We start from the raw sequence: 15,362 nt of genomic DNA, 5'->3' as shown, positions 1-15,362 counted from the left end.
CGGTCAGCGGTCAGCGGTCAGCGGTCAGCGGTCAGCGGTCAGCGGTCAGCGGTCAGGTAGTAAAATAAAACACCGAGCCTTATGCAAGCCCAGTTTTTATATTATAGGCGAGAGTTTACCTCGCGCACTTTCACAACATGTCAAACTACCTGCGCGGCGTAAAGCCCGGCCTACGTTTAACCCAAACACCGTACTTGGCTTAATCTTTTGCTAACAACTGACAGCTGAAGACTAAAAACTGTTCTTTAACCTAAACCATTGCGGCTTTTACATACACATCAAAGCGGTTCTTCTTGGTTTTGATTTGCATGCTTGGGGGTTTATCATTTAAAAATGGTGCGTAATCGGGGCGTTTAACTACAACACGTTTGCTGGCAAGAGGGTAAGCAAACTCGAGTAAATCATCGGCGTCGGTATCGCCACCTACTAATTCTTGGAATACGCGCATTTCTTTTTTAACCAATGCTGATTTTTCACGGTGCGGAAACATAGGATCTAAGTACACTACATCGGGCATGCTGTCACATTGAGCAAGTAAGGTATGGCTTGAGCCAAATATTAAGCTCATATTTTGCTGCATCCATGGGCCAATTTCACTATCGTTATAAGCACGTTGTAAACCGTCATATAACAGCGCGGCAACCACGGGGTGGCGCTCATGCAAAATCACTTTACAGCCTAGCGAAGCTAAAACAAAACCATCACGTCCAAGCCCTGCGGTTGCATCGAGTACCACTGGCGTTGCACCCTTATTAAGACCAACGGCTTTAGCAATTGATTGCCCTTTACCACCACCAAATTTACGCCTATGTGCAACGGCACCAGTTACAAAGTCTACGTTAATTGCACCTAGTTTAGGCTCATCAGTTTTATATAGGCTTAATCCTTTATCATCGTAATGCAAGCTAAAACCACTGCTTTGCTCTGCCCATTGAGCAAGCCCAAAGCGTGCTTCTAACTCATTTAAATAAGGTCGACACTCTTTAAACGCACACTGTATAACCACTTCACACTCCGATGATAAATTTCATCGCTATTATACCCAAACAGCAGCAATATACGAAGTTCGCAAGGTGTATAGTTTAAAACAACTCAATATCGTTATTTTCACTCTCAGATTCTGGCTGCGCTTGTTGTTTACTTAGTTGTGTTTGAGTAATTAAGTCATCACGCTGTTGAGTAGTTGTTTTTAGTTGGTGCTTAATAAAGGCTAAGTCATTCGTGGTTGCAACCAGCTGCTGTGATGTATGGCTAAGCTGAGTTATTTGCTCATTGAGCTGCGAAGCTGGTAAGTCATTTTGTGTTTGCATTAATGATTGGAGTTGCTCGAGCTGCTCTGTAAGCTGGCTAATCGCATTCGTTTGCATGGCGTTTTGATTTTTAAGCTGGGCAACAATATCTTTAAAAGCAAGGGTGAGCTCATTGTCGCGCATTAGTCGATATTGGTGCTGCTGTATAGTAACTACTTTTTCGTTAGTTACTTCTAAAATATGCGGAAATAAATCTTTATAGCGACCATACAGTGATGGCGTATCTATTGGCATATTTTTAATTAACAGTGAAATATTAGGGTAATTAATAATAGTACTATGACCAATATCAACAAAGCGCTCTGCATTTTTATGCTGCATGAGTAGCTCTTGCTCTAATGGGCATACGCCCGTCTCTTGGCTATAAAACACTCCCTGGTTATTTTGCCAAAAAACAACCACGACATTGAGATGTAATGGCGTAAAAAAGCCTAAAAAGTATTCACTTAATAGTTCTAAATTATCAGCATGGTAGCTTTGACAAACAAAGCGCATAATGCGTCCCATGTCACCGGTTTCAATCATCGCCATTTCAGCTGTTTTATTGGCCTTTGCTATATCATACTGCAGTGCTGCGCATTGCTTGCGGTACTGGTAAAGAATTTTAATACGTGCCATCAGCTCCTGTGCGTTAAAAGGCTTTAAAATGTAGTCAGCCCCGCCAACACTAAACCCTTTAATACGTTCAGCCTGCCCCACTTTGGATGATAAAAACATTACCGGAATGTCTGTTGTGGCTTTATTTTGTTTAATACTTTGGCAGACCTCATATCCAGACATGCCCGGCATTTCAACATCAAGTAAAATAATATCAGGGTTATACTTGTTTGCTTGTCTTATGCCATCTTCACCATTTTTGGCATGGAGCACTTTACAAAACCCAGCTAAAGACTCTTCAATAATATGGTGCATTAATTTATCGTCATCAATTGCCAGTATTAACTTTGCCATGCGTTAGTCCCTTTTAGTACTTTGTTCAAAGCATAGTACGCTATGTTGAAACTACTAAAATTTATTCAAAATATTCTTTAACAACACTGTGTTTTAGGCAATAAAAAAGCGCCACTGGGGCGCTTTTGTAATTATATTTTAATCCGCAAAGGTCAACAGACCCTAAGCGGCAATGCCACTGTGGCGTAGTAGTGCGTCTACACTTGGCTCACGACCACGGAAGTTTTTAAACAATGTCATCGGCTCTTCGCTGCCGCCTTTTTCAAGAATGTGCTGCATAAACGCTTGGCCTGTTTGTGGATTAAAAATCCCCTCTTCTTCAAATTTAGAATAGGCGTCTGCCGAAAGTACTTCAGCCCATTTGTACGAGTAATAACCTGCACTATAACCGCCCGCAAAAATATGACTAAAGCCATGCTGAAAACGATTAAACGCTGGCGGCTTAATGACTGAGGTACGACTGCGTACATCATCAAGCACAGCTTGAATGTTACATGGTTTGTCTGCCACGTAATCGTGGTGGATTTTAAAATCAAATAACGAGAACTCAAGTTGTCTTAACATTTGCATACCTGAGTTATAATTTTTAGCCGCAAGTAGTTTATCAAGCAACTCTTTAGGTAGTGGCTCACCGGTTTCGAAGTGACCTGAGATAAAGCTAAGCGCTTCTTCCTCGTAACACCAGTTTTCTAAAAACTGACTTGGCAACTCAACGGCATCCCATGCCACACCATTAATACCGGCAACGGGGGCTGCATCTACTTGAGTAAGCATATGATGAATGCCGTGACCAAACTCATGAAACAGTGTGGTTACTTCATTATGGGTAAATAACGCCGGCTTATCGCCAATCGCTTTATTAAAGTTACAGACTAGGTAAGCAACCGGTGTTTGTAGCTCACCATTTGCGCGCACTTTTCGACCCATACAGTCATCCATCCACGCACCACCACGCTTGTGATCGCGCGCATACAAATCTAAGTAAAAACGACCACGTAAAGTGTTATTGCTGTCATAAATTTCAAAAAAGCGTACATCTTTATGGTAGCTATCAAAATCAGCGACTTCTTTTACAGTAATGCCAAATAGGCGATTAACCGTTTCAAATAAGCCACTCAGTACTTTATTTGCTGGGAAGTACGGGCGAAGGACTTCATCTGAAATCGCGTACTTTTCTTGCTTTAGTTTTTCACTGTAATAACCAAAATCCCACGCCTGCATTTCACTAATACCATGCTTTTGCTCTGCATATTGTTGCAGCTCTTTAAGTTCTTGCTCTGCTTGTGGTTTAGACTTAGCAGCTAAGTCTTCTAAAAATGAGAATACCTGCGCGGGTGATTCTGCCATTTTTGTAGCCAACGACTTTTCAGCGTAGTTATTAAAACCTAATAATTGTGCTAATTCATGACGCAGTGCAAGTTCTTCGCTCATTATGGCTGAGTTATCAAACTCTCCCGCATTAGGGCCCTGATCGGATGCACGGGTTGAAAACGCGGTGTATGTTTCTTCACGAAGTTCACGATTATCTGCATAGGTCATGATCGGCAAATATGAAGGGAAATCTAGGGTAAATACCCAGCCGTCTAAGTCTTTACTTTTTGCCGTATCGGCCGCTAATGCAAGCGCTGATTCCGGTAAACCAGCCAATTGGCTTTCATCGGTAATATGCTTATGCCATGCAAGCGTGGCATCCATCACATTATTACCAAATTTTGAGGCAAGCTCTGATAAACGCGCACTAATTTCACCGTAGCGTTTTTGTTGCTCAGGATTTAACGCAATACCTGAAAGCTTAAAGTCACGTAATGCGTTAGTAATGGTTTTTTGCTGGGCAGTAGTGAGTGTTTTAAATTCGTCACTGTTATAAAGTGCGTTGTAAGCCTCATACAAACCTTGGTGCTGACCAACAAAAGTAGAGTATTCAGAAATAAGCGGTAAACATTGCTCGTAGGCTTCGCGAAGTTCATCATTGTTCATTACTGAGTTCAAATGCGATACCGGTGAAAACAATCGCGATAGTTTATCGTCAGCTTCTTCAAGGGGTAATACTAAATCTTCCCATGTGTATGATTGCTTTGCTAATACATCATCAATTGCACTGCGACAGTGCTCAATACCTTTTTTTAGTGCCGGGACAACATGCTCTGGCTTTATTTTTGAAAAAGGCGGTAAACCTTCAAGCCCGATTAGGGGATTAGTATGTGCATTGGTCATAGTGATTCTCGGTTTATGCAAAATATAAAAATTTAAGTTGGGGCAAAATACGTAAATACAAGGGCAAACCTGCTTTACTAGTTAACGAGTGCGTATCTGTAAATGATCACCTAGCAGCTTGATCTGAAATAGCATATCTTTCGTTTGATGAAGGATGTTTGATAGATTTTAGCAGCCCCGAACAAGTGACTTGCTCATCGCATATGCTATCATCGGCACAGAAAAGTTAAATTAATATTTAGAGGATTAAACATGGCTCAGCATTTTGATTACATTGCAATTGGTGGCGGTAGTGGTGGTATTGCATCAGCTAACCGTGCAGCAATGCGTGGCGCAAAAGTAGCATTAATTGAAGCTAAACACATGGGTGGCACCTGCGTAAACGTAGGGTGTGTTCCTAAAAAAGTAATGTGGCATGGCGCTCAAGTTGCTGAAGCAATTAATCTTTATGCTCCTGATTACGGTTTTGATGTTGAAGTTAAAGGCTTTGACTGGTCAAAGCTAGTAGAAAGCCGTGAAGCCTATATTGGCCGCATTCACAAAGGCTATGATAATGGTTTAGCTAAAAATGGCGTAACTGTGATCAAAGGCTTTGCAAAATTTGTGGATAGTAAAACCGTTGAAGTAAATGGTGAGCATTACACTGCTGATCACATTTTAGTTGCCGTAGGCGGACGCCCTACTATTCCTAACATTCCAGGTGCTGAACACGGTATTGATTCAAACGGCTTTTTTGAGCTGAACGAACAACCTAAGCGTGTTGCCGTTGTTGGTGCCGGTTACATTGCCGTAGAAATCGCTGGTGTGCTACACAGCCTAGGGACACAAACCCATTTATTTGTTCGTAAGAGCAAGCCGCTGCGCACCTTTGACCCATACATTATCGACACACTGGTTGATATTATGGCAAAAGAAGGCCCTACTCTGCACACTGAGTGTTCGCCAAAAGAGGTGGTAAAAGAGGCTGATGGCAGCTTAACTATTCATTTTGAAAACGGTTACAGCGAAAATGTTGATCAGGTTATTTGGGCGATTGGTCGTACACCTACAACCGATAAAATTAACCTTGCTGCAGCAGGCGTAGAAGTAAACGAAAGCGGCTATGTAAAAGTAGATGAATACCAAAACACCACGGCTAAAAATGTATACGCTGTGGGTGATATTATCGAAAATGGTATTGAGCTTACACCAGTTGCTGTAAAAGCGGGTCGTACTCTATCGGAGCGTTTATTTAATAAAGCGCTGCCGGATGATTTGAAAATGGACTACAGCCTAGTACCAACCGTGGTATTTAGCCATCCACCTATCGGCACCATTGGCTTAACTGAACAAGAGGCGATTTCTCAGTACGGCGAAGAAAATGTAAAAGTATATAAATCAAGCTTTGCGGCTATGTACACCGCAGTTACTCAGCATCGCCAAGCATGTAACATGATGCTTGTGTGTGCAGGCGATGATGAAAAAGTTGTGGGCTTACACGGTATCGGTTTCACCGTTGATGAAATGATTCAGGGCTTTGCTGTCGCCATGAAAATGGGCGCGACTAAAGCCGATTTTGATGCGGTTGTAGCACTACACCCAACAGGGTCGGAAGAATTTGTTACCATGAGATAGGTCGAGGTTCGAGAAAATAAAAAAACCTTGCGGTTAACATCGCAAGGTTTTTTATTTTAAATGACCAACTTTACGCGGGGTAAACCCGCTGCTAGGTAATTTCAACTCGTAGCCCGTAGCCCGTTGCTCGTAGCCCGTCGCCCGTCGCCCGCTAACCTTCGTATTTTAAGCTAAATGCTCTCGGGCTAAATATTCTAACGATTGCATTTCTTGCAGGCGACTAATACAGCGTTTAAATTCAAAGTTTAAATTGCCTTGTGTATAGAGCTCGGTAATGGGTTTTTCTGCAGAGATAATTAACGTCACATTGCGCTCATAAAACTCATCTACCAACGCAATAAAACGCCTTGCTGCATCATCATTATTTTGTCCAAGCTGTTTTACGTTTGATAAAATCACCGTGTTATATAATCGGCTTATTTCCATGTAATCCACTTGGCTACGCGCGGTTTCACACAGTTCGCTAAATTCAAACATAACGATGCAATCAGACACCTTACGGGTTTTGATCATCCGCCCTTCTATTTCAATTGGGGTGTCTACTTTACCGGCCTCAGGGGAGAGCTTATCAAAGTATTCAAATAGGTTTTTATCAGCTTGCTCATCAAGCGGGCTGTGAAAAATTTCTGCTTGTTCCAGTGTACGTAACCGGTAATCAACACCGGAATCTACATTAACTATTTCAGTATGCTTATTCACTAAGGCAATAGCCGGTAAAAAACGAGCGCGTTGTAAGCCATTGCGGTATAAATCATCAGGTATAATATTAGAGGTTGCAACTAACACAATACCACGAGCAAATAGCGCTTCCATTAAACCACCGAGCAGCATGGCATCGGTAATGTCTTGTACAAAAAACTCATCAAAACAAATTATGTCTGTTTCTGCTTTAAAAATATCGGCAACTGTTTCTAATGGGTTTGCTGTGTTGTTTAACTTTTTAAGCTCGTCGTGTACTCGGTGCATAAAACGGTGAAAATGCACTCGCATTTTTCTATCGCCCGGTAAAGCTTCGTAAAAAGTATCAACAAGGTAAGTTTTACCACGGCCTACGCCACCCCAAAAGTATAAACCTTTAATGGGAGCTGGCTCTGCTTTATTAAAAAGCTTTGCAAAAAAACCTTTAGATTGTGGTTTTGCTTGTGTTAAATCGTCGTATAAACGCTGTAAATGACGAACTGCATTTTCTTGTGCTGCGTCATGTACAAAGTCATCGCGTTGAAGGTCTTGCTGGTATGTTTGCCAAGGAGTCATATCTATTTACAGTTAAAACACAGTTTAATTTGTAAAGCATATTAACACGCATCAATACTCAGGGTATATTAGACTAAGTATGAATTATTATTGAACTAAATTTTTTTAGTTATTTTCGCATAGAGGTGAATTTATGGGTACATTTACATGGGTAGGTTTAGTGATAGTGGTTGCTATTGCTGCATTTTTCGTTGGTGCCTTTGTCACTAAAAAACAATTTAAACAAGATGAGTTAGAGCAACAAGCAGAGCAAGCTAAGCATTCGCTTGAGCAGTATCGTCAAGATGTTGCCGACCATTTAGCGAACACTGGTAAGTTAGTAAACAAAATGAAAGAAAACTACGACCAGTTATTAAGCCATGTTGAAGAAACCAATCAACTATTACTTGAAGACAGAAATAAAGCCCCTGCTGAACCGTTTTTCTCTAAAGAAACCACAGAGCAGTTACAAGCGTCATTAAAAGAGCGTAGTTCAGATCGCTCAAACGCCGATGCTCAACCAGCTGATTATGTGTCGGGTAAATCAGGATTATTTGCTGGTGATGTGAATACTTCTAAAGCATCTTGATGAACTTTTTTTTGACCCCATAGTCTTTAGATATAACAGCTTTGTTGTTTTATCTTACTGATATACTTTTTTGAGGCTGCTTATTGCAGCCTTTTGCTTTTTAAGTGGAGTAAACCCTGACTATGAAAATGAAATTATCACTTATCAGTGCTGCTATTTTATCTACTAGCTTATTACTAAGTCCAACCGCCTCGTTTGCTAAATTGCCGGTTGCCGTTAATGGTCAACAATTACCAACACTTGCCCCTATGCTTGAGCAAATTACCCCAGGTGTAGTGAGTATTCAGGTTTCAGGCTCTAAAGAGGTTCGCCGACGCGGTGACCCGCTCGATTTCTTTTTTGGCAACCCGCAGCCACGTAGCCAAAAGCGCCAGTTTAGTGGTTTAGGCTCAGGAGTTATTATTGATGCTGACAAAGGTTATGTCGTTACTAACAACCATGTAGTGCAAGACGCTGAAAAAATGGTGGTCACCCTTGAAGATGGCCGCGAATATGAAGCAACAAAAATTGGTAGCGATAAAGAGTCTGATATTGCGCTACTACAAATAGACGCAGATGAATTAACCGCAGTAAAGCTAGCTAACTCAGATGACTTACGTGTCGGTGATTTTGCCGTCGCAATTGGTAACCCTTTTGGTTTAAGCCACACGGTTACCTCAGGTATTGTTAGCGCATTAGGCCGCAGTGGCTTAAATATTGAGGGTTACGAAGATTTCATTCAAACCGATGCCGCGATAAACCAAGGTAACTCAGGTGGGGCTTTAGTTAATTTAAACGGTGAGCTGATTGGTATTAATACCGCTATTTTAGGTGCATCAGGCGGAAATGTGGGGATTGGCTTTGCTATTCCGTCAAATATGATGAAAAACCTAGTTGATCAAATTGTAGAGCATGGTGAAGTACGCCGTGGTTCGTTAGGTATTTCAGGCCGCCCTCTTGATGCAGGTCTTGCTAAAGCACAGCAGCTTGATGTTAAACAAGGGGCTTATGTTATGCAGGTAATGGATGACACCGCAGCCAGCAAAGCGGGAATTAAAGCAGGCGATGTAATTATTAGTATTAATGGTAGTGAAATTAGTGGCTTCCATGAACTACGCAGTAAAATTGCCACCTTAGGTGAGGGTCGTGAAGTACAGTTGGGGATTTACCGTGACGGTAAAGTTAAAAATGTGGAAGTAACCCTAGATGGTGCATCAGGCATTACCGCTGCGGGCGAAGAGTTACACCCAGCATTCCAAGGTGCAACGCTTGAAAACGTGAAGAAGAACAAAATGAAAGGGATTGAGGTGACCTCTGTAGACCCTCGTTCGCCATCAGCACGGGTTGGCCTTGAAGAAGGCGATGTTATTGTGCAAGTAAACCGTCAACGAGTAGAAAGCATTCGCGACATGAACAAAATTATCGAAGATATTCAAGGTAATATTGTGTTAGGTGTAAAACGCGGGCGTGAGTCTATTTTTGTATTAATTCAGTAATAATACAATAAAAGTAACAGCGGCACTTGCCGCTGTTATTTTTTTTGTGCCATCATAAAGGGATTGCTCACTAACAATAAGAATACCGTGCTAAAACTTCTAAAATTTGTACTTCCTCCTCTATTTGCCGGTTTAGGCATTGCTTTTTTAGTGGTTTTTTTTAGCCCTAACATGCGCACTGCATTGCTACCTAACGTGCCGCTACCCAGTGCAATGACTGCAAGTCATTTGAGCTTTTCTGATGCAGTTAAGCGCGCAGCGCCATCGGTTGTCACCATTTTTTCAGAAAGCATTTCTAAAGAGCCACGCTACAAACGCCAAAATACGGTGCAAGAGCTTGGTTCTGGGGTGATCATGTCACCTGACGGTTATATTTTGACTAATTACCATGTGATCAATAATGCCGATCAAATACTAGTTATTCTTACTGACGGCAGACGTTTTTTTGATGTGCAACTCATTGGATTTGATACTATTACCGACTTAGCATTATTAAAAATAAATGCCAATCACCTGCCCGTTATACCCGTTAATGATAACTACAGTTCGAGTGTAGGCGATTTAGTGTTAGCCATCGGAAACCCACTTAACTTAGGGCAAACCATTACTCAGGGGATCATTAGCGCCACCGGTAAGCAAAAAATTACCGACAGTCCTTACAATAACTTACTGCAAATGGACGCTGCTATTAACGTAGGTAACTCTGGTGGTGCACTGGTAAATTCTAATGGCGATTTAGTAGGGATCACCTCTGCCCAGTTTAAAACCCGTGAAAACTTAAATATACAAGGGATCTTTTTTGCGGTGCCTTACACCTTGGCAAAAGAGGTAATGGGCAAACTTATTCGCCATGGTCGTGTAGTACGCGGCTATTTGGGCTTTGAAGGCACAGCGGTAGACAGTACAGGTAAAGAGGTCAATGATAGCTTAACGCCCGTTGCAGGCATGCGTATTACCAACCTAGACCCTTTAGGTCCTGCATGGCAGGCGGGTATAGAAGAGCAAGATATTGTGATTAAAATTGCTGGGCTTTCAGTGGCTAATCCACAAAATGTATTGAAAAAAATAGGCAGTACCGAACCGGGGAAAGAAATTGAGTTTGAGCTATACCGTAACGGTGAGATACAAAAAATAATGGTGAAAGTAGCAGAGCTTGAAACCAAGCTATAAAGCGCTTATTTATACTTTGGCATTAGACATAAAAAAACGCGATAGATCATCGCGTTTTTTATGGATTAGAATAATAATTGTATTAGTATAACTAATTGCTTTTGCGTTTGATGTTAGCACCTAGCGCACTGAGTTTATCTTCAATACGCTGATAACCTCTATCTACATGATAAATACGATCAACAACCGTTTCGCCTTGAGCCACAATCCCTGTTAAAATAAGACTCGCTGATGCACGAAGGTCAGTTGCCATTACTTGCGCACCCGATAAGCTTTTTGTTTCACCACAAAAGGCCGTATTGCCTTCTAAGCGAATATTAGCGCCCATACGTTGAAGCTCAGGCACATGCATAAAACGATTTTCAAAAATAGTTTCGGTAATCGTCGCACTACCATTAGCCACCACATTTAATGCGGTAAACTGCGCTTGCATATCGGTTGGAAAACCAGGATGAGGCATAGTTTTAATATTCACCGCTTTAAGCTCTCGGCCTCGCATGTCTAAATAAATACTGTCATCGTGCACTTCTAATAACGCATTGGTTGCACGTAGTTTTTCTATTACTGGCTCAAGTGAATGAAAGTCGGTCATTTTACACAGAACTTCGCCGCCAGCCATCGCTGCAGCCACTAAAAAGGTACCTGTTTCAATACGATCCGGTAATATTCGGTGTTCACAACCTGATAAACGCTCAACCCCTTCAATCTCAATACGGCTTGAGCCCGCACCACTGATTTTAGCCCCCATAGCAATTAAGCAATTGGCTAAATCGATAATTTCTGGCTCGCGGGCAGCATTTTCTAGTACTGTTTTACCCTCGGCGAGCGTTGCCGCCATCAGTAAGTTTTCAGTAGCACCTACGCTAATCATTTCCATGAAAACTTCAGCGCCTTTTAAGCGACCATCTACTTTGGCATTAATATAACCGTTTTCAACGGTTATTTGAGCGCCCATACGCTCTAAGCCTTGAATATGAATATCAACCGGGCGCGCACCAATAGCACAGCCACCAGGTAAGGATACTTGTGCCTCACCAAATCGAGCGACTAAAGGGCCAAGTGCAAGCACTGACGCACGCATTTGCTTTACTAAGTCATAAGGCGCTAACGTGCTATTTACCGTTGCACCATCAATAATGAGTGAATCGCCCTGCCACTGAACATCAGCGCCTAACGTTTTTAATAAGGCTTCGGTCGTAATGATATCGCGAAGATGTGGTACGTTAGTAAAAGTACTTTTGCCATCAGCTAATAAAGCTGCAAATAGAATCGGAAGAGCTGCGTTTTTAGCGCCTGAAATAGTTACTTCACCAGCGAGTGAAGTGCCACCTTGAATTACAAATTGATCCATCTAAGGGGCCTTATTTATTGCGGTAAAATGAATTTTTGCTCACGTTTCCACTCTGTCGGAGTAAAAGCGCGGATAGAAACAGCATGAATGGTACCGTCTGAAATAGTGTTCATTAATGGCCCATATACTAGCTGTTGCTTTTTAACACGACTTAATCCGTCAAAGCATTCACCGACAGCGATTACTTCATAATGACTGCCATTGGCTTTTACATGTACTTCAGCTAACTGAAGTTCGTCGCGTAATAATGTTTCGACTTGACTCGTTTCCATAACTCTCACTCAAATAGGGTTGTAACCTGGCCTAACTGCATAAGGTTTTGCAGTTGTTCAGGTGGGTTTTGCAATTCAAGGCGAATGCCTTGTTGCTTAAATTCTGTAAAAGAGTGAATTAACCAAGCTAAGCCGGCTGTGTCAACCCTTGTCACCTCACTTAGGTCAAAATAAAGGGTTTTATGCTCAGTTTGTCGCTTGGTATTCAGAAGCCGTTCATTGCCAATTGAATTATGAGTCAATTCACCACTGACTCGTAGATGCTGTTCATCGACTTGGCTGATTGCCAATTTAGTCATTTGTGTCACTGCCTCTAAACTGAACCGGTAACTTACTTTTTTGCTCTAACAGGTCGCTAACGTGGTCAATACCTTGTTGGCGTAAAATGCCCTGAAGCTCACTTTGTTTTGCATCAAGTAAGCTAATGCCTTCAGCAATCATATCGTAAGCGCGCCATTCGCCACTTCTATCTTCACGTACTTTAAAATCAATTTTAATATCAGGCTTACCGGCTTCTACAATTTTGGTTTTTACCACCACCACATCTTTGCCTTTAAAAGGCTGCTCGGCAGCAAATTCAACTTGTTGATTAGTATACTGGGTAAAAACGCCAGCATAAGTGGCAACAAGGTACTCTCTAAACGCGCCAATAAAACGCTGAATATCTTCAATTGCTTTTGCTTTTTCTGCTTTGTCGGTAATGGCGCGTACCTTAGATACTTCGCTACCTAACACTCTCAGTGCAGCATATTTGTAGTCAATGTAAGGCATCAATTCTTCTTCAACAATGACCCGTAAATGCTCTTTATTAGTGGTTATTAACGGCTGGTCTTTGGTAATACGCTCAAAGGTATTATCAGCAACCTGACGTACCATTTTATTAGGATCAGCCAATTTCACCTCACCGGCATGTACACTTTGTACTAGCGTGACAGTTACTAATGCGATACTTGCTAAAAATGTTTTCAACATAATAATTACTCACTACCTTGGTTGAATAAAAACTGGCCTATTAATTCTTCTAGTACCAATGCTGACTTGGTATCTGTAATAGAATCGCCGTTAGCTAATGCTTTACTTTGAACACCAAATAAATCGTCAATGGCTTGATCTTGTTCGCTGTTCGCTACATCTTCGCCTAAGCATCGCTGTTTAGCTGAATCTGATGCGATAACGGGGTTAATCCCTAAATATTGTTCACCTAAAATACCCGAGGTTAAGATAGAGATGGAACTAGTGTCTGAAAAACGACACAAATACTGCGCATCAATGCTCATATTTACTACTGGTAAAAACTCTTGTGGATGCACATAAATTGACTCTACACGACCAATAACAACGCCGCCCACCTTAATGGGTGCACGTGTTTTTAATGATCCTATATTTTCAAACTTGGCGTTCAATGTGTAGGTTTCACCTGAGCCGCTAATACCCGAATTAGCCACTTTGAGCGCCAGCATTGAAAATGCCAAAATGCCCAATGCTACAAAAAAACCAACTAAAATTTCTAATTTCCGTGAATTCATTATTTAATACCCTATTAGCTGGTAAACATTACCGCTGTCAAAATAAAGTCAAAACCTAATACCGCTAGTGATGAGTGCACCACTGTCTCTGTTGTTGCCTTGCTGATCCCCTCTGATGTGGGAACACAGTCATACCCTTTGTAAAGCGCAATCCAGGTAACAACAATCGCAAATACGATACTTTTAATTAAACCGTTTAGTATGTCTTTTTCAAACGACACCTGAGATTGCATAATTGACCAGAAACTTCCCGTATCAACGCCTAGCCAATCAACCCCCACTAAATGAGCACCAATAATAGCTACAGCAGAAAAAATAAGTGCCAACATTGGCATACTAATCAAACCAGCCCAAAACCGCGGCGCTATAATTCGTCTAAGCGGGTCAATGGCCATCATCTCAAGCGATGATAACTGTTCGGTGGCTTTCATTAAGCCAATTTCAGCGGTTAACGCACTGCCTGCCCTACCGGCAAATAATAATGCGGTTACTACTGGCCCAAGTTCACGCAATAAACTGAGTGCCACTAAAGGGCCTAGGCTGTCTTCAGCGCCATAATCAACTAAAACAGTATAGCCTTGCAGGGCTAAGACCATGCCGATAAACAATCCTGATACAACAATGATCAATAATGACTGTGAGCCAACCATATATAATTGGCGCACGAGTAAAGGTGTGCCTTTTTTAAAATTGGGTACATGCCATAACGCACTTGCCAGCATTTGGGTTGAACGCCCCAGTGCAGCAAATCGGCCCAGCGTTTTGTGGCCTATTTTTTGTAGTAAATCCAACATTACTGCTGCTCTCCTAACAGTTCATCTGCATAGGTTTGTGCTGGATAATGAAATGGCACTGGACCATCTGATAACCCTTTTAAAAACTGTTGAACAAGTGGTGATTCGTGCTCTCGCATCTGCTCTGGTGTACCACTGCCAATAACGCCTTGATCAGCAATAATAATAACGTGGTCGGCAATACTCATTACTTCTGTCACATCGTGCGTGACAATTAAAGAAGATAAGCCAAGTACTTCGTTTAAAGATTTGATCAGCTTAACTAAAACCCCCATTGAAATAGGGTCTTGTCCTGCAAAAGGCTCATCATACATAATAAGTTCAGGATCAAGCGCTATAGAGCGAGCCAAAGCTGCACGACGTGCCATACCGCCAGATAACTCTGAAGGCATTAAATCTTTAGCACCACGTAAGCCAACAGCTTGTAGTTTCATTAATACCACTAAACGGATTAAATCTTCACTGAGTTGCGTGTGCTCTCGAATGGGGAATGCAATGTTATCGAACACCGACATATCAGTAAATAAGGCACCGCTTTGAAATAACATACTCATGCGTTTACGTGCCGCGTAGAGTTCTTTACGCGACATAGCGACAATGCTGTCGTTTTTAAATAAAATATCACCGGAGTCTGGTTTAAGCTGGCCACCTATTAGGCGTAGCATCGTGGTTTTGCCAATTCCGCTTGGCCCCATAATGGCAGTAATTTTACCCTCAGGTACGTCAAAGCTCATATTTTTGTATATGACCCTATCGCCTCTAGAAAAGGTAACATCCTTGACTTCTACTATTGATTGCGACAAGTCGCTCTCCATAACAATACTCTCTCATATTTCTATTTTAAGGGTTTTTTAACCAATATG

15 protein-coding genes are annotated in these 15,362 nt (G+C 41.8%); 4 read left to right on the top strand and 11 right to left on the bottom strand.

All coding sequences use genetic code 11. From position 1 onward, the window contains the following. Window positions 1–250: 250 nt before the first annotated feature. From N523_RS0105540 to prlC, 3 genes are all read right to left on the bottom strand, one after another. Window positions 251–1,006 carry a class I SAM-dependent methyltransferase gene (locus N523_RS0105540; RefSeq protein WP_028834539.1) on the bottom strand — a complete coding sequence of 252 codons (756 nt, stop codon included), beginning with the start codon at window positions 1,004–1,006 and terminating at the stop codon, window positions 251–253. A gap of 76 nt (window positions 1,007–1,082) precedes the next feature. Next, the gene (locus tag N523_RS0105535; protein WP_013463997.1) at window positions 1,083–2,261 is read right to left on the bottom strand and encodes a response regulator; all 1,179 of its coding nucleotides are present in this window, start codon (window positions 2,259–2,261) and stop codon (window positions 1,083–1,085) included. A 162-nt stretch (window positions 2,262–2,423) separates the two neighbouring features. Then, window positions 2,424–4,475 carry an oligopeptidase A gene (prlC, locus tag N523_RS0105530; protein WP_028834538.1) on the bottom strand — a complete coding sequence of 684 codons (2,052 nt, stop codon included), beginning with the start codon at window positions 4,473–4,475 and terminating at the stop codon, window positions 2,424–2,426. A gap of 252 nt (window positions 4,476–4,727) precedes the next feature. Here prlC and gorA point away from each other — a divergent pair, with 252 nt between their 5' ends. Further along, window positions 4,728–6,089, top strand: a complete 1,362-nt coding sequence (gene gorA, locus N523_RS0105525) for a glutathione-disulfide reductase (RefSeq protein ID WP_028834537.1) — start codon at window positions 4,728–4,730, stop codon at window positions 6,087–6,089. A gap of 165 nt (window positions 6,090–6,254) precedes the next feature. Here gorA and zapE read toward each other — a convergent pair whose 3' ends face one another. Further along, a complete protein-coding gene (zapE, locus tag N523_RS0105520) occupies window positions 6,255–7,343 on the bottom strand; it encodes a cell division protein ZapE (protein ID WP_008465128.1) in 1,089 nt (362 codons plus the stop codon). Between the two features lie 133 nt (window positions 7,344–7,476). Between zapE and N523_RS0105515 the strand changes: the two genes are divergently transcribed. The 3 genes from N523_RS0105515 (at window position 7,477) to N523_RS0105505 (ending at window position 10,556) form a co-directional block, all read left to right on the top strand. After that, window positions 7,477–7,911, top strand: a complete 435-nt coding sequence (locus tag N523_RS0105515; protein ID WP_008115546.1) for a YhcB family protein — start codon at window positions 7,477–7,479, stop codon at window positions 7,909–7,911. Window positions 7,912–8,033: 122 nt separating this feature from the next. Continuing rightward, on the top strand, window positions 8,034–9,386 hold the full coding sequence (locus N523_RS0105510; protein WP_008465125.1) for a Do family serine endopeptidase: 1,353 nt from the start codon (window positions 8,034–8,036) through the stop codon (window positions 9,384–9,386). Window positions 9,387–9,473: 87 nt separating this feature from the next. Continuing rightward, window positions 9,474–10,556, top strand: coding sequence for a trypsin-like peptidase domain-containing protein (locus tag N523_RS0105505; protein ID WP_013463993.1), 1,083 nt, complete (start codon window positions 9,474–9,476; stop codon window positions 10,554–10,556). A 91-nt stretch (window positions 10,557–10,647) separates the two neighbouring features. Here N523_RS0105505 and murA read toward each other — a convergent pair whose 3' ends face one another. The 7 genes from murA to N523_RS0105470 are packed head-to-tail and all read right to left on the bottom strand — an operon-like array spanning window position 10,648 to window position 15,314. Next, window positions 10,648–11,907 carry a UDP-N-acetylglucosamine 1-carboxyvinyltransferase gene (murA, locus tag N523_RS0105500; protein WP_008465122.1) on the bottom strand — a complete coding sequence of 420 codons (1,260 nt, stop codon included), beginning with the start codon at window positions 11,905–11,907 and terminating at the stop codon, window positions 10,648–10,650. A gap of 14 nt (window positions 11,908–11,921) precedes the next feature. Further along, window positions 11,922–12,179: a BolA family protein gene (locus N523_RS0105495; RefSeq protein WP_007378312.1), complete on the bottom strand. Its 258-nt coding sequence runs from the start codon at window positions 12,177–12,179 to the stop codon at window positions 11,922–11,924. A gap of 5 nt (window positions 12,180–12,184) precedes the next feature. Next, window positions 12,185–12,478, bottom strand: coding sequence for an STAS domain-containing protein (locus tag N523_RS0105490; protein ID WP_008465119.1), 294 nt, complete (start codon window positions 12,476–12,478; stop codon window positions 12,185–12,187). Then, window positions 12,471–13,151, bottom strand: a complete 681-nt coding sequence (locus N523_RS0105485) for an MlaC/ttg2D family ABC transporter substrate-binding protein (protein WP_028834536.1) — start codon at window positions 13,149–13,151, stop codon at window positions 12,471–12,473. Before N523_RS0105485 ends, N523_RS0105490 begins: the two co-directional genes overlap by 8 nt. 5 nt (window positions 13,152–13,156) lie before the next feature. Further along, window positions 13,157–13,705 (bottom strand): outer membrane lipid asymmetry maintenance protein MlaD, encoded by a 549-nt coding sequence (gene mlaD, locus N523_RS0105480; RefSeq protein ID WP_013463990.1) that lies wholly within the window; start codon window positions 13,703–13,705, stop codon window positions 13,157–13,159. Window positions 13,706–13,719: 14 nt separating this feature from the next. After that, window positions 13,720–14,499 carry a lipid asymmetry maintenance ABC transporter permease subunit MlaE gene (gene mlaE, locus N523_RS0105475; protein WP_013463989.1) on the bottom strand — a complete coding sequence of 260 codons (780 nt, stop codon included), beginning with the start codon at window positions 14,497–14,499 and terminating at the stop codon, window positions 13,720–13,722. Beyond that, window positions 14,499–15,314 carry an ATP-binding cassette domain-containing protein gene (locus N523_RS0105470; RefSeq protein ID WP_013463988.1) on the bottom strand — a complete coding sequence of 272 codons (816 nt, stop codon included), beginning with the start codon at window positions 15,312–15,314 and terminating at the stop codon, window positions 14,499–14,501. Before N523_RS0105470 ends, mlaE begins: the two co-directional genes overlap by 1 nt. Window positions 15,315–15,362 lie beyond the last annotated feature (48 nt).

The sequence above is a fragment of the Pseudoalteromonas sp. 23_GOM-1509m genome, from assembly GCF_000518425.1.
In the GTDB taxonomy this organism is placed as follows: Bacteria; Pseudomonadota; Gammaproteobacteria; order Enterobacterales; family Alteromonadaceae; genus Pseudoalteromonas; species Pseudoalteromonas tetraodonis.
Note: the sequence above shows the minus strand (reverse complement) of the source record. Positions and strands in the feature narration are given on the sequence as shown.

What these genes read in the sequence shown, in the direction of transcription:
- N523_RS0105495 (WP_007378312.1), bottom strand. Translation starts at nt 12,179, where the DNA reads ATGGAAACGAGTCAAGTCGAAACATTATTACGCGACGAACTTCAGTTA.
- N523_RS0105535 (WP_013463997.1), bottom strand. Translation starts at nt 2,261, where the DNA reads ATGGCAAAGTTAATACTGGCAATTGATGACGATAAATTAATGCACCAT.
- zapE (WP_008465128.1), bottom strand. Translation starts at nt 7,343, where the DNA reads ATGACTCCTTGGCAAACATACCAGCAAGACCTTCAACGCGATGACTTT.
- N523_RS0105510 (WP_008465125.1), top strand. Translation starts at nt 8,034, where the DNA reads ATGAAAATGAAATTATCACTTATCAGTGCTGCTATTTTATCTACTAGC.
- N523_RS0105515 (WP_008115546.1), top strand. Translation starts at nt 7,477, where the DNA reads ATGGGTACATTTACATGGGTAGGTTTAGTGATAGTGGTTGCTATTGCT.
- N523_RS0105485 (WP_028834536.1), bottom strand. Translation starts at nt 13,151, where the DNA reads ATGTTGAAAACATTTTTAGCAAGTATCGCATTAGTAACTGTCACGCTA.
- murA (WP_008465122.1), bottom strand. Translation starts at nt 11,907, where the DNA reads ATGGATCAATTTGTAATTCAAGGTGGCACTTCACTCGCTGGTGAAGTA.
- gorA (WP_028834537.1), top strand. Translation starts at nt 4,728, where the DNA reads ATGGCTCAGCATTTTGATTACATTGCAATTGGTGGCGGTAGTGGTGGT.
- N523_RS0105470 (WP_013463988.1), bottom strand. Translation starts at nt 15,314, where the DNA reads ATGGAGAGCGACTTGTCGCAATCAATAGTAGAAGTCAAGGATGTTACC.
- mlaD (WP_013463990.1), bottom strand. Translation starts at nt 13,705, where the DNA reads ATGAATTCACGGAAATTAGAAATTTTAGTTGGTTTTTTTGTAGCATTG.
- prlC (WP_028834538.1), bottom strand. Translation starts at nt 4,475, where the DNA reads ATGACCAATGCACATACTAATCCCCTAATCGGGCTTGAAGGTTTACCG.
- N523_RS0105490 (WP_008465119.1), bottom strand. Translation starts at nt 12,478, where the DNA reads ATGACTAAATTGGCAATCAGCCAAGTCGATGAACAGCATCTACGAGTC.
- mlaE (WP_013463989.1), bottom strand. Translation starts at nt 14,499, where the DNA reads ATGTTGGATTTACTACAAAAAATAGGCCACAAAACGCTGGGCCGATTT.